This is a genomic window from Pantoea phyllosphaerae (genome assembly GCF_051025595.1).
In the GTDB taxonomy this organism is placed as follows: Bacteria; Pseudomonadota; Gammaproteobacteria; order Enterobacterales; family Enterobacteriaceae; genus Pantoea.
Window position 1 is genome coordinate 187824 of sequence record NZ_JBPFDE010000004.1, and the last position, 18410, is coordinate 206233.

General features: G+C 63.7%; 15 protein-coding genes. 7 read left to right on the forward strand and 8 right to left on the reverse strand.

Annotated elements, in window-relative coordinates:
* Window positions 1–80 precede the first annotated feature (80 nt).
* Window positions 81–1046 (forward strand): Fe2+-enterobactin ABC transporter substrate-binding protein, encoded by a 966-nt coding sequence (gene fepB / locus ACR6A7_RS07925; protein WP_434124285.1) that lies wholly within the window; start codon window positions 81–83, stop codon window positions 1044–1046.
* Here the strand turns inward: fepB and entS are convergent.
* Window positions 1041–2291 carry an enterobactin transporter EntS gene (gene entS / locus ACR6A7_RS07930; RefSeq protein WP_434124286.1) on the reverse strand — a complete coding sequence of 417 codons (1251 nt, stop codon included), beginning with the start codon at window positions 2289–2291 and terminating at the stop codon, window positions 1041–1043. The genes fepB and entS overlap by 6 nt on opposite strands.
* 144 nt (window positions 2292–2435) lie before the next feature.
* Between entS and fepD the strand changes: the two genes are divergently transcribed.
* The 3 genes from fepD to ACR6A7_RS07945 are packed head-to-tail and all read left to right on the forward strand — an operon-like array spanning window position 2436 to window position 5199.
* Window positions 2436–3425, forward strand: a complete 990-nt coding sequence (fepD, locus tag ACR6A7_RS07935) for a Fe(3+)-siderophore ABC transporter permease (protein WP_434124288.1) — start codon at window positions 2436–2438, stop codon at window positions 3423–3425.
* Entirely contained in the window at window positions 3422–4402 is a 981-nt protein-coding gene (fepG, locus tag ACR6A7_RS07940; protein ID WP_434124289.1) for an iron-enterobactin ABC transporter permease, read from the forward strand. Before fepD ends, fepG begins: the two co-directional genes overlap by 4 nt.
* Window positions 4399–5199 (forward strand): ATP-binding cassette domain-containing protein, encoded by an 801-nt coding sequence (locus ACR6A7_RS07945; RefSeq protein WP_434124290.1) that lies wholly within the window; start codon window positions 4399–4401, stop codon window positions 5197–5199. Before fepG ends, ACR6A7_RS07945 begins: the two co-directional genes overlap by 4 nt.
* 171 nt (window positions 5200–5370) lie before the next feature.
* Here the strand turns inward: ACR6A7_RS07945 and ACR6A7_RS07950 are convergent, their stop codons facing one another.
* From ACR6A7_RS07950 to fes, 3 genes are read right to left on the reverse strand one after another with little or no spacing between them, the layout of a single operon-like run.
* Window positions 5371–9300, reverse strand: a complete 3930-nt coding sequence (locus ACR6A7_RS07950) for an enterobactin synthase subunit F (protein WP_434124292.1) — start codon at window positions 9298–9300, stop codon at window positions 5371–5373.
* Window positions 9293–9511: an MbtH family protein gene (locus ACR6A7_RS07955; protein ID WP_434124293.1), complete on the reverse strand. Its 219-nt coding sequence runs from the start codon at window positions 9509–9511 to the stop codon at window positions 9293–9295. Before ACR6A7_RS07955 ends, ACR6A7_RS07950 begins: the two co-directional genes overlap by 8 nt.
* Window positions 9512–9551: 40 nt before the next feature.
* The gene (gene fes, locus ACR6A7_RS07960) at window positions 9552–10763 is read right to left on the reverse strand and encodes an enterochelin esterase (protein ID WP_434124294.1); all 1212 of its coding nucleotides are present in this window, start codon (window positions 10761–10763) and stop codon (window positions 9552–9554) included.
* A 276-nt stretch (window positions 10764–11039) separates the two neighbouring features.
* On the opposite strand from fes, the gene ACR6A7_RS07965 reads away from it, so the two are divergent.
* Window positions 11040–13274, forward strand: a complete 2235-nt coding sequence (locus ACR6A7_RS07965) for a TonB-dependent siderophore receptor (RefSeq protein WP_434124295.1) — start codon at window positions 11040–11042, stop codon at window positions 13272–13274.
* Here the strand turns inward: ACR6A7_RS07965 and pmrB are convergent, their stop codons facing one another.
* From pmrB to dacB, 3 genes are read right to left on the reverse strand one after another with little or no spacing between them, the layout of a single operon-like run.
* Complete coding sequence (gene pmrB, locus ACR6A7_RS07970) at window positions 13275–14333, reverse strand: two-component system sensor histidine kinase PmrB (RefSeq protein ID WP_434124296.1); 1059 nt, start codon at window positions 14331–14333, stop codon at window positions 13275–13277.
* Window positions 14330–14992, reverse strand: coding sequence for a two-component system response regulator PmrA (gene pmrA, locus ACR6A7_RS07975; RefSeq protein ID WP_434124298.1), 663 nt, complete (start codon window positions 14990–14992; stop codon window positions 14330–14332). The genes pmrB and pmrA overlap by 4 nt, the downstream gene beginning before the upstream one ends.
* Window positions 14993–14995: 3 nt before the next feature.
* Complete coding sequence (gene dacB, locus ACR6A7_RS07980; protein WP_434124299.1) at window positions 14996–16429, reverse strand: serine-type D-Ala-D-Ala carboxypeptidase; 1434 nt, start codon at window positions 16427–16429, stop codon at window positions 14996–14998.
* 250 nt (window positions 16430–16679) lie between these two features.
* On the opposite strand from dacB, the gene greA reads away from it, so the two are divergent.
* Window positions 16680–17156, forward strand: coding sequence for a transcription elongation factor GreA (greA, locus tag ACR6A7_RS07985; protein ID WP_103793785.1), 477 nt, complete (start codon window positions 16680–16682; stop codon window positions 17154–17156).
* A 121-nt stretch (window positions 17157–17277) separates the two neighbouring features.
* On the opposite strand, the gene yhbY is transcribed toward greA, so the two are convergent.
* Window positions 17278–17571 carry a ribosome assembly RNA-binding protein YhbY gene (gene yhbY, locus ACR6A7_RS07990; protein WP_434124300.1) on the reverse strand — a complete coding sequence of 98 codons (294 nt, stop codon included), beginning with the start codon at window positions 17569–17571 and terminating at the stop codon, window positions 17278–17280.
* A gap of 126 nt (window positions 17572–17697) precedes the next feature.
* On the opposite strand from yhbY, the gene rlmE reads away from it, so the two are divergent.
* Window positions 17698–18327 (forward strand): 23S rRNA (uridine(2552)-2'-O)-methyltransferase RlmE, encoded by a 630-nt coding sequence (rlmE, locus tag ACR6A7_RS07995; protein WP_033749635.1) that lies wholly within the window; start codon window positions 17698–17700, stop codon window positions 18325–18327.
* The last annotated feature ends 83 nt before the right edge of the window (window positions 18328–18410 follow it).

Below are 18410 nucleotides of genomic sequence, written 5' to 3' on the forward strand. Positions count from 1 at the left end.
GCGGCAGTGAGCGTGCGATCTCAGCGTGATGCGTAGAGGTGACAGAAGGTTGGATTACAGTAAAAAGTGGACTGAATCTTATGTTTAAGCGGATTTTTACCACGGTGGCCGCGCTGGCTTTCATGACCGTGCTGGCTCACCCTCAAGCGCGGGCGGAAGGCGGCTGGCCGCGCACGCTGCAAAGCGTCGGCGGCAGCGTCACGCTGGAGAACGCGCCGCAGCGCATCGTCTCTACCAGCGTCACCCTGACCGGCTCGCTGCTGGCGATCGACGCGCCGGTCATCGCCAGCGGGGCGACCGCGCCGGGCAGCCGACTGGCGGACGAGAAGGGCTTTTTCCGTCAGTGGAGCGACGTCGCGAAGCGTAAAAATCTCAAGCGGCTCTATATTGGCGAGCCGAGCGCCGAAGCGGTGGCCGCCGAAGCGCCGGATCTGATTATCGTCAGCGCGACCGGCAACGACTCCGCGCTCAAGCTGGTGGATCAATTCTCGGCTATCGCGCCGACGCTGGTAGTGAACTATGACGATAAAAGCTGGCAGCAGCTGGTGACGCTGCTCGGCAAAGCGACCGGCCACGAGGCGGAGGCAGCGGCGCGCGTGAAGGCGTTCGATGCGCAGGAGGCGGCGCTGAAGCAGAAAATCACGCTGCCGCCGCAGCCCGTTTCCGCCATGGTGTTTAACGGCGGCGGCCGCGCGGTAAACCTGTGGACCCGCGAATCAGCACAGGGCAAGCTGCTGGAGCAGCTCGGCTTTACGCTCGCCGTGCCGCCTGCGGATCTGCAGCAGACGCACAGTATGGGACAGCGCAAAGATATTATTCAGCTCTCTGGCGAGAACGTCGCCAGCGGCCTGAACGGCAATACCTTCCTGCTGTTCGCCGCGGAGGAGCAAGGGGCGAAACAGCTGATGCAGAACCCCTTCCTGGCGCAAACCGCGGCGGTGAAGCAGCAGCAGGTTTACGCGCTAGGGGCCGACACCTTCCGTCTTGACTACTACAGCGCCAGCCATCTGCTGACGCGTCTGGCGCAGCTGTTTGTTAAATCATGACGCCTCTTCCGCCAGCGTCGGCGCTGGCGGTTGATAGCGTCGCAGCTTCGCCATCAGCATCCACATCACGCCTCCCAGCAGCGCCGCGCCGAAACCGAACAGCGCGGCGGCCTGCTGCGGCAGCAGCCATGACCCCAGCGCGCCGATCATCGCCGCGCCGATCGCATCGCCGGTGACGTTCTGCGCCGTCCAGAGGCTGTTGATGCGCCCCAGCAGCGCATCGGGCGTCAGCGACTGGATCAGCTGGTACTGCACCAGGCTGTTAACGGCGCTGCAGTAGCCGAACGCCGCCAGGCAGGCCAGGCCGAGGGCAAACTGCGGCATCAGGCTGAAGGCGCCAAGCGCGAGGAAAGCGGCGACGGCGCTGGCTAACATCACCTTGCCTGGCTGCGGCGTCTGCGCCAGCCGCCCACTGGTCAGCGCCCCCAGCGCCGCGCCGAGCGGCACGGCGGCGTACATCAGGCCCAGCTCATCGAGGCTGACCTGCCAGTGCGACGCCAGCGCCGGGTAGAGCACGCGCACCGCGCTCGCCAGGGTTACCAGCGCGCCGATCAGCGCCGCCATGCCGACCAGCGGCGCGGCAAACAAAAACTGCACGCCGCTGGCGAGCGCCCGCAGCGGATGTTCGCGCGGCTGCGGCGGCGGCGGCATCACGGGCAGCCGCAGCAGGGTCAGCACGGTGAGCAGCGTGCCCAGGGCGGCGAGGCCGTAGTTCCACGCCGCGCCGCCGTGCGCCAGCACCAGGCCGCCGACGGCGGGCGAAAGAATCGCGCCGAAGCGCACCGTGAGCATGGTAATGGCGCCCGCCTGCATCAGGTTTTCGCGCCCCACCAGCGCTGGCGTCGCCGCCAGCAGCGCCGTGACGCCGATTGCGCCGAAGAAGCCATCCCACAGGCCGAGCAAAAAGACCGCGCTGACCGATGGGGTCGGCAGCGAGGCGTTAACGGCCAGCGCCACGAAGCCGAGGCCGCAGGTGGATCGCGCAATCAGGATCAGCCGTTTGCGCTCGTAGCGATCTGCCAGCACGCCGCCGGTGAGCAGTCCGACGAACATGCCTGCACCTGCCAGGGTGACCGCAAGCCCCACCAGCGCAGGCGAATGCGTCAGCTGCTGGATCTGCACCGGCACGGCGACGGCCAGCATGCCGAGCGCGACGATAGAGATAAAACGGGCGATAAAGACGGCGCGAAAAGCGGGGTGCGTCTTCAACAGGCTGAGATCGATGAGATGGGAGGGTTTGTTCATTGCGTCGCCTTTTGCTGCGGTTTTCCTCGCTACGGTTGAGGCGAATCATGGTAACATACAAAAATACGAGTAATAACGATAACAAGTATCATTATCAAATTGACGCGTTCGCTGCGTCAGTGAACAGTGAAGGTTCGGAACGTTATGCGCCAACTCTCCGCAATAGCCGCCTCAGGAGTGCTGCTGTTGCTCCTGCTCGCGCTCAGCCTGATGCTCGGCGCCAAATCGATCGCCATTCATGATGTTTCCCTTGCCCTGACGACCCACTGCGGCAGCGCCGACTGCGTTATCGTGCGCGAAGCGCGTCTGCCGCGCACCCTTGCCGGTCTGCTGGCGGGCGGTGCGCTCGGGCTGGCGGGCGCGCTGATGCAGAGCCTGACGCGCAATCCGCTCGCCGATCCCGGCATTCTCGGCGTCAACGCGGGCGCAGGCTTCGCCGTGGTGCTGGGTATCGCCCTGTTCGGCGCGGATTCGCCGGCCGACTGGCTCGGCTTCGCCTTCGTCGGCGCACTGCTGGCGTCGCTGCTGGTGGCGCTGACCGGCGCGCTCGGCGGCGGCCGCGTTAATCCGGTGCGCCTGACCCTGGCTGGCGTGGCGCTCGGCGCGGTGCTGGAGGGGCTGACATCCGGACTGTCTCTCCTTAACCCCGATATTTACGATCATCTGCGCTTCTGGCACAGCGGCTCGCTGGATATTCGCAGCGCTGCCGTGCTGCGCGCCACCTGGCCAGCGGTGGCGGTCGGCGCGCTGATCGCGCTGCTGCTGGCGCGCGCGCTCAATACCCTGAGCATGGGCGGCGACCTGGCGACGGCGCTCGGCACGCGCGTGGCGCGTACCCAGCTGCTCGGGCTGCTGGCTATCGCCCTGCTGAGCGGCGCCGCCACGGCCGCCGTCGGCCCTGTCGCCTTTGTCGGGCTGATGACGCCGCATCTGGCCCGCTGGCTGTGGGGCAACGACCACCGCTGGATGCTGCCCGGCACGCTGCTGATCACTCCCTGCCTGCTGCTGAGCGCCGATATTCTGGGGCGCCTGATGGTGCCGGGCGAACTGCGCGTCTCGGTAGTCACCGCGCTGATCGGCGCGCCGATGCTGATCGTGCTGGTGCGCCGCAAGCTGGGGAGAGGGCAGGTATGAGTCGGGCAATGATGCACGCCATCTGGCTGCTGGCGGCCTGCGCGCTGCTGGCCTTTTTCGGCGTCACGCGCGGCGCGCTGCCGGTGACGGGCGCGCAGCTCTGGCAGCTGGTCACCGGCGAGGGGGCGCGCAACCTTCAGCTGATCGTGCTGGAGTGGCGACTGCCGCGCGTGGCGATGGCGCTGCTGCTCGGCGCGGCGCTCGGGGTGAGCGGCGCAATTTTTCAGTCGCTGCTGCGCAACCCGCTCGGCAGCCCCGATATTCTCGGCTTCAATACCGGCGCCTATAGCGGCGTACTGGTGGCGCTGGTGCTGTTTCAGCAGAACAGCGAGGCGATGACGCTGGCGGCGCTGCTGGGCGGCGTGCTGACCGCTGGCGTGGTGTACCTGTTCGCCTGGCGCAACGGCGTAGAGACCTTCCGGCTGATTATCGTCGGCATCAGCGTGCGTGCGCTGCTGATGGCGCTCAACGGCTGGCTGATTATCAGCGCCTCGCTGGAGGCGGCGCTCAGCGCCGGGCTGTGGAGCGCCGGATCGCTTAACGGCATCACCTGGGCGAAAACCGCGCCGGTGGTCGCCGTGCTGGCGGCGGCGCTGCTGCTGACCGCGCTGCTGGCGCGGCGGATGCGCCTGCTGGAGATGGGCGACGACACCGCCTGCGCGCTGGGCGTGCCGGTGGAGCGCAGCCGGCTGTGGCTGATGCTGCTCGGCGTGGTGCTGACCGCCGCCTCCACCGCGCTGGCCGGTCCCATTTCATTTGTCGCCCTGCTGGCGCCGCAGATCGCTCGTCGCCTGTGCGGCGGCATCAAAGGCGCGCTGCCGCTGGCGGCGCTGTGCGGCGCGCTGCTGCTGCTGGCGGCGGACTATGCGGCGCAGCATCTTTTCCTGCCCTATCAGCTGCCGGTCGGCGTGATTACCGTCAGCCTTGGCGGGCTTTATTTGATTGCACTACTGGTCAGGGAGGCGCGACGCCAATGACAGAGAGGATTGCGCGCCTGCAGGGCGAGGCGCTGACGCTGGGCTACGAGAAGAAGATTGTGGCGGAAGGGCTGTCGGTCGCGATTCCGGATGGCGAACTGACGGTGATCATCGGCCCCAACGCCTGCGGCAAATCGACGCTGCTGCGCGCGCTGAGTCGCCTGGCGCCGCTGCTGCAGGGGCAGGTGCTGCTCGACGGCGAGGTGATTTCGCGCCTCTCCACTAAAGAGGTGGCGCGGCGTCTCGGCCTGCTGCCGCAGAGTTCGCAGACCCCCTCCGGCATCAGCGTCAGCGAGCTGGTGGCGCGCGGGCGCTATCCGCATCAGCCGCTGTTCGGCCGCTGGCGCGACGAGGATGAGGCGGCGGTGCAGCAGGCGATGCAGGCAACCGGCGTGGCGGATATTGCCGCGCAGCCGGTCGATCAGCTTTCCGGCGGTCAGCGCCAGCGCGTCTGGATCGCCATGGTGCTGGCGCAGCAGACGCCGCTGCTGCTGCTGGACGAACCCACGACCTGGCTCGATATTACCCATCAAATCGAACTGCTGGAGCTGATGCAGGATCTCAATCAGCAGCATGGCCGCACGCTGGTGGTGGTGCTGCACGATCTGAATCAGGCGTGCCGCTACGCCACGCATCTCATCGCGATGCGCAGCGGCCAGATTGTCGCCGAGGGCAGGCCGTCGGAGATTGTTACGCCGGAATTGATTGAGGCGGTCTACGGCCTGCGCTGCGTTATCGTTGAGGATCCGGTGGCGCATACGCCGATGATTGTGCCGCTGGGACGCGGGCGCAGCTGAGGCGCTGGCTAACAACCGCACTGAATAGGGATGGCTTAGGAGAGAGGTGCCAAAGCGGATGATATGGCCCGATCGCAAAGTCGCTTTACGCATCCCTGCTCGCTCGGCCCGCGACATCCCTGTCGCGGGACGCTTTGCTCTCCGGGCCATAACATCCACTTTTCGAGCTAATCAGCTGCCTTTAGAAAACACCATCAGTAACTGCTGCAACTGCGGTCCGATCTGCTCAAACATGCGCGGTGAGATAATCTCGACGTGGGCGCACGCCAGCGGCCGCACCTCCAGCTCGCCGACATAGGGCGCCCAGGCGCGACGCGCATCCTGGCCCGGCTGCTGCGTCTCGGTGGCGAGGAACAGCGTGGCGCGACCGCCGAAGCGCGCGCTACGCGCCGTCGCCAGCAGCCGCACCGAGCTGGCGTAGTTGGCCTCGATGGCGTCGAACATCGCCTCTAACCCTTCGCCCGCCTGCTGACGCTGCGCGGCGACAAACTGCTCGCGCTCGCGGTTAACTTCCTCCAGCACCGCCGGATCGAGCTGGTTCTCGCCGCGCTGCTCATCCCAGTTCTGCGTCTCCGGCGGCCAGGTATCAAGCAGGCCGAGGAACGCCACCTCTTCGCCGAGCGCCTCCAGCCGCGCGGCGATGCCCTGCGCCAGCGTGCCGCCCAGCGAATAGCCGAGGAAATAGTAAGGGCCCTGCGGCTGATGCTGCCGCAGCGTGGCGAGATGCGCGTCGCACACCTCATCCAGATGCGTCGCCTGATTCAGCGGGCCGCTGGCGTCGGGCGACTGAATGCCGACGATGGACCAGCGCGCGTCCAGGTAACGTTGCAGAATGCTGAACTGCCAGGCGAAGCCCGACGCCGGATGGAAGCAGAACAGCGTGGGTCCGCTGCCGAGGCGCAGCGGCAGCACCGGCTCAAAACCGGCGGTCTGCGCGGTCTGCGCATCGCTCAGCAGGGCCGCCAGCTTCTCCACCGTCGAGGCAACCATAATCTGGCCGACGGAAACCGGCTGCTTCAGCTGGCGCCGCAGCTGCGCCGCCAGCCGCATCGCCAGCAGCGAGTGGCCGCCGAGGGCGAAGAAATCCTCCTGCGCGCCGACCGCATCGCGTTCCAGCAGCGCGGCGAACGCCTGAGCCAGCTGCGTCTCCAGCCCCGGCAGCGGCGCGCGACCGCCTTCGCCCGTACGGCTTTGCGGCAGCGGCAGGGCCTTGCGATCCAGCTTGCCGTTGCTGCTGAGCGGCAGCGCCTCCAGCGCGACGATCGCCACCGGCACCATATGCGCCGGTAGCTGCTGCGCCAGCGCAGCGCGCATCGCCTCGGCGTCAATCGGCCGCTCTGCCACCACATAGCCCACCAGCTGGCGCGCGTCGCCCTGCTGCGCGTCGGCGCTGCCCAGCACCACCGCGTGCGTCACCGCCTGCTGCACGCCGGGCAGCGCCGCCAGCGCATGATCGATTTCGTTCAGCTCGATGCGCTGGCCGCGGATCTTCAGCTGATCGTCGCTGCGGCCCAGATATTCCACCGCGCCGTTCGCCAGCCAGCGCGCCACGTCGCCGGTACGGTACATGCGCGTGCCGTCGCCGAACGGATCGGCGACGAAACGGCTGGCGGTAAGATCGGGACGATCGAGATAGCCGTGCGCCAGCTGCACGCCGGTAAGATAGAGATCGCCCGCGACGCCCGGCGGAACCGGCTGCAGGCGCGCGTCAAGGATGCGCAGGCCGGTGTTCCAGACCGGGAAGCCGATCGGCACGCTGGCGCCCTCTACCGCCGCCAGCGCCGGGCCGAAGGCGGGATAGTCGCTGACGTCTACCGCCGCTTCGGTCGGGCCATAAAGATTATGCAGCGGCGTCTGCGTCAGCGCCTCCCACTGGCGCGACAAATCGGTCGGCAGCGCTTCGCCGCTGCAGAAGACGCGGCGCAGGCTGGCGCAGCGCGCCACCGCATCCCCGTCCTGCAGCGAGGCGACGAAGGCCGCCAGCATCGAGGGCACAAAGTGGGTGGTGGTGACGCGATAGCGCGCAAAAAGCTGCTGCAGCGCGTCAGGATCGCGGTGCGCCTCCGGCGGCGCCATCACCAGCTGCGCGCCGGTCAGCAGCGGCCAGAAAAACTCCCAGACCGAGACGTCGAAGCTGCTGGGGGTCTTTTGCAGCACCACATCAGCGGCATCGAGCGGGTAGCTCGCCTGCATCCACAGCAAACGGTTGACGATCGCCTCATGGCCGACCAGCACGCCTTTCGGCCGACCGGTCGAGCCGGAGGTATAAATAAGATAGGCGCCGTCCTGCGGGCGCGGCGGCTGCGCAGGTGCAGGCGCGGCCACATCGGGCAGCAGCGCGTCATAGAAGAGCGGCGCAACCGGCGACAGGGCGGCGAAGCGCGACGCCAGCGCCCGGCTGACGATCAGCGTCTTCGGCGCGGCATCCTCCAGCATCATCTGCAAGCGGTCGTCGGGATAGCCGGTATCCAGCGGCAGGTAAGTGGCGCCGACGCTGAGGATCGCCTGCAGCGCCAGCGAGAGAAAGACCGCGCGCGGCAGCGCCACGGCGACGATATCGCCGCGCCGCACGCCGCTGGCGATCAGCTGCTGGCCCAGCGCCTCGACCTGCTGGCGCATCTCGCGGTAGCTGAGCCGGTGGCTATCGTCCGCCAGCGCGGAGGCGTCGGGGGTACGCCGCGCCTGCGCCTGCAGCAGGCTGTCGAGCGTGGCCGCTGGCAGCGCCATTGCGGTCTGATTAACCTTCTCCAGCTGCTGATGCTCCGCCTCGGTCAGCAGATCCAGCTCGCCGCAGGGGCGATCCGGCTGTGCCGCCAGCTGTCGCAGCAGCAGATCGAAACGGCTGATGTGCTGCGTCAGCGCGGTTTCCTGATAGCGTTCCGCATTCGCCAGCAGCTCCAGCGTCAGCGCGCCCTGTTCGCTGAGGTAGATCGCAATCTCCAGGTCGCGCACCGGCCCGGAGGCGAGCTGATGCGTTATCCCCTCCACCCCGTTGAAGTCGAGCTGATAGTCGAACATCTTCAGGTTAATTACCGGGCCGTAGAGCGGATCGCCGTCGCCGAGCCGTCCGGCGTCGCGCTGCACCTGCTCGGCGTCGAAGCGCTGATGGCGACGCATCTTTTTCACCTCCGCGGCCAGCTGCTGCGCCAGCGCGGCGAGCGGCTGGGCGGGATCGTAATGCACCGCCATCGGCAGCACGTTAATTACCGGCCCGGTGGCGCAGAGCGCCGCCGAGCCGATGCGGCGCATAAAGATAAAGCCGGCGGCGAAATCATTCTGGCCGCTCAGGCGCGCCAGCCAGAGCGCCACCAGCGCAAAGGCGGCGTCGGCTGCGCTGACGTCCATCTGCTGTACCAGCGTCTGAAAGCGCGCGCTATCCAGTGAGAAAGTGTGGCGCAGCAGCGCGGTGCTGGCGCGCTGTCCGGCCAGCGGCAGGGGAGAGATCGAGGCGGGCGGCGGCAGCTGCGCGCTCTTTTCGCGCCAGAAGTCGCGATCCCGCTGCCAGTTCGGCGACGCCTGATAGCGCTGATACTCCTCCACCACCTCGCTGAAGGGGGTAAAAGGCGTCGGTTCCGGCGTGTCGTTGCGCATCCAGGCGGTATAGAGGTTGGCGATGCGGCGCGTCAGAGCGGTAAAGCTGAAGCCGTCCACCACCAGATGATGATAGCGCTGATACCAGAACCAGCGCCGCTCTCCCAGCCGCATCAGCTGGTGATGCCACAGCGGCACGCCGCTCAGCACGCGCAGATCGCCAGCCATATCGACGCGTATCAGCTGGTGCGCGGCGGCGTCTGGGTCGGCGTGCTGACGCAGGTCGACGATGTCAGGCAGAGTAAAGGTTTGCGGCGACGGCCACTGCACCGCCTCGCCTTCATGCTCGCCGAACGCCATGTTTAGCGTATCCGCCTCCTGCATGCCGGCGACGATCGCTTTGCTCAGCAGCGCGCTGTCCAGCTCGCCGCGCAGCTCGACAATGTGCGCGACCGCCCAGGCGTTAGTCTGCTGCGACAGCTGGTCGGCCATCCAGATGCCGGGCTGGGCCGCCACCAGCGGCAGGATTTTCTGGTCAGTATGGCGTGGGTTCATCAGCGTCTCAGACATGGTCGCTCCGGTTTGCGCTCGGGTGGGCCGGGCGGATATCGCGCCAGTTTGCGTTGAGCCAGCTCAGGCACTCCGCCTGCGGCTGCGGGCCGAAGAGGCTGCGCCAGCCCGCGGGCAGGGCGCGAAAAGCGGGCCAGAGGCTGTACTGCTGGCGATCGTTGATCAGCACGAGACAATCCTGCTGCGGATCGTCAAAGGGATTAGGTTGCATATCGGTCTCCTGCCCGCAACAGTCGGGCTAGCCAGGCGATTTAAAGAAGATGTTGCCACATTGCTTTCAGTCCATTGAGCAGCCCGCCGCGCCAGCACAGCGCGTCGTGGCCCCCGTCGACCGGATGAAAAACGACCTGATGCCCAGCGGCGGACAGGTCCTGTTGAAGCTGCTGGTTTGCTTTGAATATCAGCTGTTCGCGGCGTCCCGCTTCCAGATAGATGCGCGACGGCGCGAGACGGTAGTCGCCCTGCTGCAGCTGCTGGATCAGCCTGCCGTTGGGCTGGCCGCGCTCCGGCCACCAGAACGAACCGGAGAGGCTGATGGCGCCGCCGAAGCAGTGCGGCCAGTTAAGCGCGGCGTAGACGGACGACAGCCCGCCGAAGCTCTGTCCGCTCACCAGCGTCTCGGCGGCGCTGACGCGATGCGGCGCCCAGCCCTGCAGCTGCGGCAGCAGCTCCTCCTGCAGGGCCAGCCAGAAGTCGGGATTGCAGGGCAGTTCGCGGCTGCGGTGCTCGCGGTCGATGATGTCGATCATGACGTAGACCGCCGGCGGCAGTTCGCCGGCGTCGGTGAGCTGCTGCAGCGGCCAGGCAACCGGCATGCTGTTTGCCCAGAACTGGCCGTCCAGCAGCAGCGCCAGCGGACGTTCGGTCGGCTGCGCCTCGCCGGTGGCGTAGATCCACACCGAACGGCGATTGCCGAGGCGCGCGCTCTGCCAGATATGGTGCTGAAGCGGCAGCGCGGGCGCGCGACCGCTGTCGACCGCCTGCCAGACGCGCTGATCGGGCGCGTCCGGCAGATGCAGCGGCGAGACGTGCATGCCGCGCCCGCCCGCCCAGCCGCGCTGCGGGTTCAGCGTATCCGCCTGGGCGGTAGGGAATTTTTCGCGCCACCAGGCGCGCAGCGTCGCCATATCTGGCTCGCCTGCAAAGTCGGCGGGATCGCTGTCGGGCATCAGGCAGTAGCTGCCGCGCCAGCTGGCAGGCAACTGGGTGCGCCAGAACCAGACGTCGGTGCCGGGGAGGCGGCTGAGCGAGCGGGGCGCGGCACGCTGGTGATGATCGGTGACGCCGGTGATATTGATCCAGACGCGACGGATAGAGGAGGTGGCTTCACTTCCCTGCGGATCGCGCCAGAAAAAGGTGACGCCGCATTCGCCGCGCTCGGCGGGTTCGATTAAGGGAAGCCCCTGCTGCTGTAATGTTCGCCACCAGGATTCACTGCCGGTTTCGTTGGTTAACCACGTCATAGAGCGCTTATTTACTGGGCCAGGCGCACCTGAAGGTGCGCAGATGTTATGAAGAATACTATTGATAATTATTTGCATTTGCAATAGGGTGTTTCCCGCTCCGACATCAAGGAGCGCGCGCGTTCCGCCAGCCTCATCAGCCTGTGTTGTCAGACGGATGTTCCGCCAGGGAGAGCCTGGGCGCGGCTGGAATGCTTGCTCGCAAGGAAAGACCCTTTTACCGGCGCGCCCGCAGGAGACGGTGAGGTTTCCGCAGGCAATCCAGGAATATAAAAAATGCCTACATTATCCCGTTTGTCATTAGCCATTCTCATTGAACTCGGCCTGGCCGCGACCAGCGCACAGGCTGCCGATGCCCGCACCGCTTCAACTGCCGAGGTCGGCGATACCCTGGTGGTCAGCGCGGCGCAGCAGAACCTGCAGGCGCCGGGCGTCTCCACCATCACCGCCGACGAGATTAAAAAGCGTCCGCCTGCGCGCGACGTATCGGAGATTATCCGCACCATGCCGGGCGTCAATCTGACCGGCAACTCCACCAGCGGCCAGCGCGGCAACAATCGCCAGATCGATATTCGCGGCATGGGGCCGGAAAATACGCTGATTCTGGTGGACGGCATGCCGGTCTCCAGCCGCAACTCAGTGCGTCTCGGCTGGCGCGGCGAACGCGACACGCGCGGCGATACTAACTGGGTGCCGCCGGAGATGATCGAGCGTATTGAGGTGATTCGCGGCCCGGCAGCGGTGCGCTATGGCAACGGCGCGGCGGGCGGCGTGGTGAATATCATTACCAAAAAGTATGACGACAAGCAGTGGCACGGCTCCTGGAACGCCTACTACAACGTGCCGGAGCATAAGGACGAGGGCGCGACGCGCCGCACCAATTTCAGCCTGGAAGGGCCGCTGGGCGACGACGTCAGCTTCCGACTCTACGGCAATCTGGCGAAAACCCAGGCGGACGCCTACGACATCAACGAAGGACACGCGGCGGATCGCACCGGCACCTACGCTGGCAGCTATCCGGGCGGGCGCGAAGGGGTGGTCAATAAAGATATTAACGCGCTGCTGCGCTGGGCGTTCGCGCCGATGCAGGCGCTGGAGTTTCAGGCGGGCTACAGCCGCCAGGGTAACCTCTATTCAGGCGACACCCAGAACACCAACACCAGCGCGCTGGTGAAAAGCCTGTACGGCAAAGAGACCAACCGCCTCTATCGGCAGAACTTTGCCGTGAAGTGGACCGGCGCCTGGGATAACGGCATCAGCACCAACAGCTATGCACGCTATGAAAATACCCGCAACTCGCGCATCAACGAAGGGCTGGCGGGCGGCACCGAAGGCATCTTCTCCAACAGCGGCTTCAACACCATCGAGCTGGACGATGTGCTGCTGCACAGCGAGATCAGCGTGCCGTTCGACCTGCTGGTGAATCAGACCGCCACCCTCGGCACCGAGTGGAACCAGCAGCGGATGAAAGATCCCTCATCGACCACCCAGGCGGCTTCGAACGGGGCGGTGCCAGGCATCTCCAGCTCTGGCCGCAGCCCGTACTCGCAGGCGGAAATCTTCTCGCTGTTTGCCGAAGACAATATGGAGCTGACCGACAGCACCATGCTGACGCCGAGCCTGCGCTTCGATCACCACTCGATCGTCGGCGATAACTGGAGCCCGTCGCTTAACCTTTCCCAGGGCTTAGGGGACGATTTCACGCTGAAGATGGGCATCGGCCGCGCCTATAAAGCGCCGAGCCTTTATCAGACCAACCCCAACTATCTGCTCTACAGCAACGGACAGGGCTGCGCCGCCAGCACCGGCGCCTGCTATTTGCAGGGCAACAGAGACCTGAAAGCGGAAAACAGCATTAATAAAGAGATTGGCCTGGAGTGGAAGCATGAAGGCTATCAGGCGGGTCTGACCTGGTTCCGCAACGACTATCGCAACAAGATCGAAGCAGGCTATGGGCCGTCCGGCAAAGCCTCGAACGGCACCACCGACATCTATAAGTGGGAGAATGTGCCGAAAGCGGTGGTGGAAGGGCTGGAGGGCACGGTGAATATCCCCGTGACCGACAGCATCGCATGGAATAACAACTTCACTTATATGTTGCAGAGCAAGAATAAAGAGACCGGCGATCGCCTGTCGATTATTCCCGACTATACGCTCAACTCCACGCTGAGCTGGCAGGCGACGCAGGATTTGTCGCTGCAAACCACCCTCACCTGGTACGGCAAGCAGGTGCCGAAGAAGTATGACTACAAAGGCAATGCGGTCACCGGCAGCGCCACCGACGAGGTAAGTCCTTACTCGGTAGTCGGCCTGAGCGGCACCTATGACGTCAATAAATACGCCAGCGTAACGCTCGGTATTGATAACCTGTTCGATAAGCGCCACTACCGCCAGGGCAATGCCCAGACCACCGGCAACGCCAACACCAACTCGTATCTGTACGGCGCGGGCGCGAATACCTATAACGAATCAGGCCGTACCTGGTACGTCAGCCTGAATACGCGGTTCTAATCAGTTAAGCCGTAACGGCAGCACGCAGCGGGCGATCAGCCCGCTGCGGTCGCTGCGATTGATCAGCTTCAGCTCGCCATAGTGCATCTGCAGAATGCGCAGCACGATATTCAATCCTAAGCCACTGCCGCCGTAGCGCTGATCGCGACGGCGAAACGCTTTGGTCAGCTCTTCCGCCGCGTCGGGATCGATGCCCGGCCCCTCATCGATCACGCTGAGCACGATCTGGCTGTCGCGCTCTTCGAGCCTGATTTCAATCTGGCTCTCCGTTGGGCTATAGCGCGAGGCATTCTCCAGCAGATTGCGCAGCAGCAGACGCAGCAGCACCGGTTCGCCCTGGCTTTCCGCCACCGCGTTGCCTGGCCAGATAAGCTGCTGCTGACGCTGTTCAACCAGCTCGCGCATCTCCGGCTGCAGTGGCTGCAAAATGTCCGCCTGCCAGTGAATAGCCTGCGCATGCCCGCTGGCCAGCGCCTGGCTGGCGCGCGCCAGCATCAGCAGCTGCTCGACGGTATGCATCAGCTGATCGATGCGCGCCACCAGCATTTCGCTGTGCGGCACGCCCTGCTGCTGCAGCAGCTCAAGATGCAGGCGCAGCCCGGCGAGCGGGGTACGCAGCTCATGCGCGGCGTCCGCCGTAAACAGCCGCTCCTGCTGCAGCGTGTGATCGAGGCGCGCCAGCAGCTGGTTAATCGCGCCGGTTACCGCCACCACCTCTTCCATATCGGACTGAATGGCGAGCGGGGTCAGATTGTCGGCGGAGCGCTGCGCCAGGCTGGTCTGCAGCGCGCGCAGCGGACGCACGATCCAGCTAATCGCCCAGAACGAGAGCACCAGCGTCAGGCCGACCATGACGACAGAAGGCAGCAGCAGCGAGGCGATCGCTTCGCGGATCTCATTTTCGACGCGATCGTTGCGCGCCTTGGCGGAGAGGGTTTCGTTGACGAGAAAGCTGATCTGCTCGCGGCTTTCGTGCCACAGCCAGAAGGCGCTCATGATCTGACAGGTAAGCAGAATCAGCGCCAGCATAATCAGCAGGCGCTGACGCATGCTGTTCATTCGCGGTTCTCCAGTCGATAGCCGACGCCGCGCACGGTTTTAATGCGGTCTTTGCCCAGCTTGCGGCGCAGATTATGGATATGCACCTCCAGCGTGTTAGAGCCGGTATCATCCTGCCAGCTGTAGAGATCCTGCTGCAGCGTTTCCCGATGCACATTCTGTCCGATGCGCATCAGCAGGCGCGTCAGCAGCGCGAACTCTTTGGGCGTGACGTCGAGCGGCTGGTTCTCCAGCAGCACCTGCTGCGAAGAGAGGTTCAGCGTAAGATCGCCCTGGCGCAGCAGGTTGTCGCTGTGGCCCTGATAGCGGCGGATCAGGGCACGCACGCGCGCCTGCAGCTCCGCCAGCGCCAGCGGCTTGATCAAGTAGTCGTCGGCACCGGCGTCGAGCCCCTCGACGCGATCGCTGAGCGCGTCGCGCGCGGTCAGGATCAGCACCGGCAGATCGACGCCCGCTCGCCGCCACTGTCGCAGCAGATCGCCGCCGTCGCGATCCGGCAGGCCGAGATCCAGCACAATCAGGCTGTACTGCGCGCTGTGCAGCAGCCCGTCCGCCTCGGCGGCGCTCCCGGCGCAGTCAACGGCGTAACCCTGGCTGCCCAGCGCCTGGCTCAGGCCGCCCTGCAGCAGTACATCGTCCTCAACGATCAATATTTTCATGCGTTAGTTGTTCTGATAAATATCCCGATAGAGACGGCTCTCGAAACGCACCAGCGGAATGCGTCGCGTGCGCTGATCCTGTGGCGGCACCGCATAGCCCGACAGGTACTGTACAAAGGCGACGCGCGCGCCGCTGGCGGTGGTAATAAAGCCAGCCAGATTATAGACGCCCTGCAGCGAGCCGGTTTTCGCCGACACTTTGCCATCTACGCCCGCTTCGTGCAGACCGCCGCGATATTGCAGCGTGCCGTCGTGGCCCGCCAGCGGCAGCATAGAGATGTAATCGAGCGTCGCATCGTTTTTCGCAATGTACTGTAGCACCTGCATCATGGTGTCCGGCGCGATGAGATCGTGGCGCGACAGCCCCGATCCATCCACCTGAATACTGTTGCCTAAATCAATGTTGGCTTTCTCGCGCAGGATGCGGCGGATAGCGTCCGATCCGGCGCGGAAGGTGCCCGGCACGTTGAAATAGTGATGGCCGATAGTGCGGAACACCGTGTCGGCAATCATGTTGTCCGACTTTTTCAGCATAGTACGCAACAGCGAATGCAGCGGCGCGGACTGGGTTGACGCCAGCACCGTGCCCGGTGACGTGACCTGCGTCTGGCGTACCAGGTGCCCGCTGTAGTCGATATCGGCCTGACGCAGCTCTTGCTTCAGGATTTCGCCAGCCCAGGCGGCGTCATCCTGTACGGCGAACGCCAGCGGCAGCGGCTCAGCGCGCTGGCGCATGCAGCCGGTCAGCGTATAGCGGTTGAGCTCGCCCGGCACCACGTCCAGCTCGCAATACTGCGCTTCTCCGCTGTTGCGGCCGAGGGTGCGTACCTGGCTGAACATATGGGCAGGATAGTAAGAGGCGATACGCACGAAGGCGGTTTCGCCTGGCGTACTGGCGCTGTAGAGCGAAACGGAGAAGCAGTTTTTATCGACGATCGCCGCGCCCGGCGGCGCGCTAAAGCACTGCGTCAGATCGTTCCACGGCCAGCCTGGCGCCATGTCATGGCTGGCGAATACCGAGGTGTCGATCACCAGGTTGCCTTTGATATGGGTGATGCCCTGCTTTTTGAGCATAGCGACCATATTGCGCAGATCCTGACGGCTCAGCGTCGGATCGCCGGCAAAGCGCGCGACCAGATCGCCGTTTAGCGTGCCGTCGCTGATGGCGCCTTTGGTTTCCAGCGTGGTCTGGAAGCGGTAGTCGCCGCCCAGCTCCAGCAGCGCCGCCAGCGCGGTAATCACCTTCATGGTGCTGGCGGGCAGCGCCATCTGTTTGCCGTGATAATCGATTATGGGGGTGCTGGCGCCTATTTTCTGCACCATCAGCGCCAGATTGGCGCCATCCGGCAAATACTGCATGTATTCATCTACGGGCGCTGCTTGTGCCTGCAGCATAAACGCACAGGTTAGTCCGGTAACAAGTCGTGAAAATCGCATAATCTCGCGGTAACTGGCAGGTGAAGCCGTCAATACTACGTCCCGTTACGGTGGAAAGTAAACGATGACCCGCAGGGAACTCTGGGTTAAAATACGTATCAAAATGCAAAATCCTGTTCTGGCCTGGAACCTTTTCCGGGTCAGGATTCTTTTATTTGCAAAACGAGGGTCAGGCCCTGCAGAACCGGTTTTTCTGTGGACACTGGTCAGGATGACGCCGTTAAAACAGGAAAGAGAGCGAGGAGCTTAAATGAATCAGATTCCGATGACGTTAAGGGGCGCCGAAAAGCTGCGCGAAGAGCTGAATGAGCTGAAAACCGTTAAACGCCCGCGCATCATCGCCTCAATCGCTGAAGCACGTGAGCACGGCGATCTGAAAGAGAACGCGGAGTATCACGCCGCGCGCGAAGAGCAGGGGTTTTGCGAAGGCCGTATTCAGGAGATCGAAGCCAAGCTTTCCAACGCACAGGTTATTGACGTCACCACCATGCCGAACAATGGCCGCGTGATCTTTGGCGCGACCGTTACCGTGCTCAACACCGATACCGACGAAGAGTCGACCTATCGCATCGTGGGCGACGACGAAGCGGACTTTAAGCAAAATCTGATTTCGGTCAACTCGCCGATGGCGCGCGGTCTGGTAGGCAAAGAGGTGGACGATGTGACCATCATCAAAACCCCGGGCGGCGATGTTGAGTATGAAATTCTTAAAGTGGAATACCTTTAAGAGAGAGCTACGCTTTGAAAAGCGTCGAAGCATTATGTAAAGAATGGAAAAGGCCGCGATGCGGCCTTTTAACCCATGCGGGAGCATGGCACTTTCTCTGGCCGGTTGCCCGGCGACGCCGTTAGCGCGGCAGAGAAATCTTGCTCTCTTTAGAAGGGCGATACAGCACCAGCGTTTTGCCGATCACCTGCACGTTGCCGGCGTTGGTCTCACGCACGATAGCCTCAACGATCAGCTGTTTGGTTTCACGGTCTTCCGAGGCGATTTTCACCTTGATCAGTTCGTGATGTTCCAGCGCGGATTCGATTTCGGCCAGCACGCCTTCGGTCAGGCCGTTGCCACCGATCATGACCACCGGTTTCAGTGGATGGGCGAGGCCTTTCAGGTGCTGTTTTTGTTTGGTACTTAGATTCATCGTATTTTTTGCTTACTCAGGGATTGAAAACGGTTCATTCTACCGCCATCTCGGGGTTATCACCAAATCAACGCAACCCATTGCGTGCAGGTTTCTCGCTGCGATGACGATTTAGTTGAGAAAATTATGACGGGTAAAAAGCGTTCGGCCAGCTCCAGCCGCTGGTTACAGGAACACTTTAGCGATAAATATGTGCTTCAGGCACAGAAAAAGGGGTTGCGTTCGCGCGCCTGGTTTAAACTTGATGAAATACAACAGGGTGACAAGCTTTTCAAACCCGGTATGACCGTGGTAGATCTGGGGGCGGCACCCGGCGGCTGGTCGCAGTATGTTGTCCAGCAGATTGGCTCTTCGGGACGTGTTATCGCCTGCGATATTCTGCCGATGGATCCTATCGTCGGCGTCGATTTCCTTCAGGGCGATTTTCGTGAAGAATCGGTGATCAAAGCGCTGCTCGATCGCGTCGGCGATCAAAAAGTGCAGGTGGTCATGTCGGATATGGCGCCCAACATGAGCGGGACGCCGGCAGTCGATATTCCCCGGTCGATGTATTTGGTTGAACTGGCGCTCGAAATGTGTCGGGATATCCTGGCACCGGGCGGCAGTTTTGTAGTGAAAGTGTTTCAGGGAGATGGCTTCGATGAATACCTGCGGGAAATTCGCTCCCTGTTTACGAAAGTGAAAATTCGTAAGCCGGACGCTTCGCGATCTCGTTCGCGCGAAGTGTACATTGTGGCGACAGGGCGCAAACTATAGCCCAATTGATGAAGTTGCAGCCCACCAGCCGCGATTCCATGTATGAAGGATATATAGTACCCTACGCTGTCTGTTAACACCGT

Bases quoted from the DNA above. Each gene is read 5' to 3' on its own strand.
- fepB (WP_434124285.1), top strand. From the start codon at position 81: ATGTTTAAGCGGATTTTTACCACGGTGGCCGCGCTGGCTTTCATGACC.
- entS (WP_434124286.1), bottom strand. From the start codon at position 2,291: ATGAACAAACCCTCCCATCTCATCGATCTCAGCCTGTTGAAGACGCAC.
- fepD (WP_434124288.1), top strand. From the start codon at position 2,436: ATGCGCCAACTCTCCGCAATAGCCGCCTCAGGAGTGCTGCTGTTGCTC.
- fepG (WP_434124289.1), top strand. From the start codon at position 3,422: ATGAGTCGGGCAATGATGCACGCCATCTGGCTGCTGGCGGCCTGCGCG.
- ACR6A7_RS07945 (WP_434124290.1), top strand. From the start codon at position 4,399: ATGACAGAGAGGATTGCGCGCCTGCAGGGCGAGGCGCTGACGCTGGGC.
- ACR6A7_RS07950 (WP_434124292.1), bottom strand. From the start codon at position 9,300: ATGTCTGAGACGCTGATGAACCCACGCCATACTGACCAGAAAATCCTG.
- ACR6A7_RS07955 (WP_434124293.1), bottom strand. From the start codon at position 9,511: ATGCAACCTAATCCCTTTGACGATCCGCAGCAGGATTGTCTCGTGCTG.
- fes (WP_434124294.1), bottom strand. From the start codon at position 10,763: ATGACGTGGTTAACCAACGAAACCGGCAGTGAATCCTGGTGGCGAACA.
- ACR6A7_RS07965 (WP_434124295.1), top strand. From the start codon at position 11,040: ATGCCTACATTATCCCGTTTGTCATTAGCCATTCTCATTGAACTCGGC.
- pmrB (WP_434124296.1), bottom strand. From the start codon at position 14,333: ATGAACAGCATGCGTCAGCGCCTGCTGATTATGCTGGCGCTGATTCTG.
- pmrA (WP_434124298.1), bottom strand. From the start codon at position 14,992: ATGAAAATATTGATCGTTGAGGACGATGTACTGCTGCAGGGCGGCCTG.
- dacB (WP_434124299.1), bottom strand. From the start codon at position 16,429: ATGCGATTTTCACGACTTGTTACCGGACTAACCTGTGCGTTTATGCTG.
- greA (WP_103793785.1), top strand. From the start codon at position 16,680: ATGAATCAGATTCCGATGACGTTAAGGGGCGCCGAAAAGCTGCGCGAA.
- yhbY (WP_434124300.1), bottom strand. From the start codon at position 17,571: ATGAATCTAAGTACCAAACAAAAACAGCACCTGAAAGGCCTCGCCCAT.
- rlmE (WP_033749635.1), top strand. From the start codon at position 17,698: ATGACGGGTAAAAAGCGTTCGGCCAGCTCCAGCCGCTGGTTACAGGAA.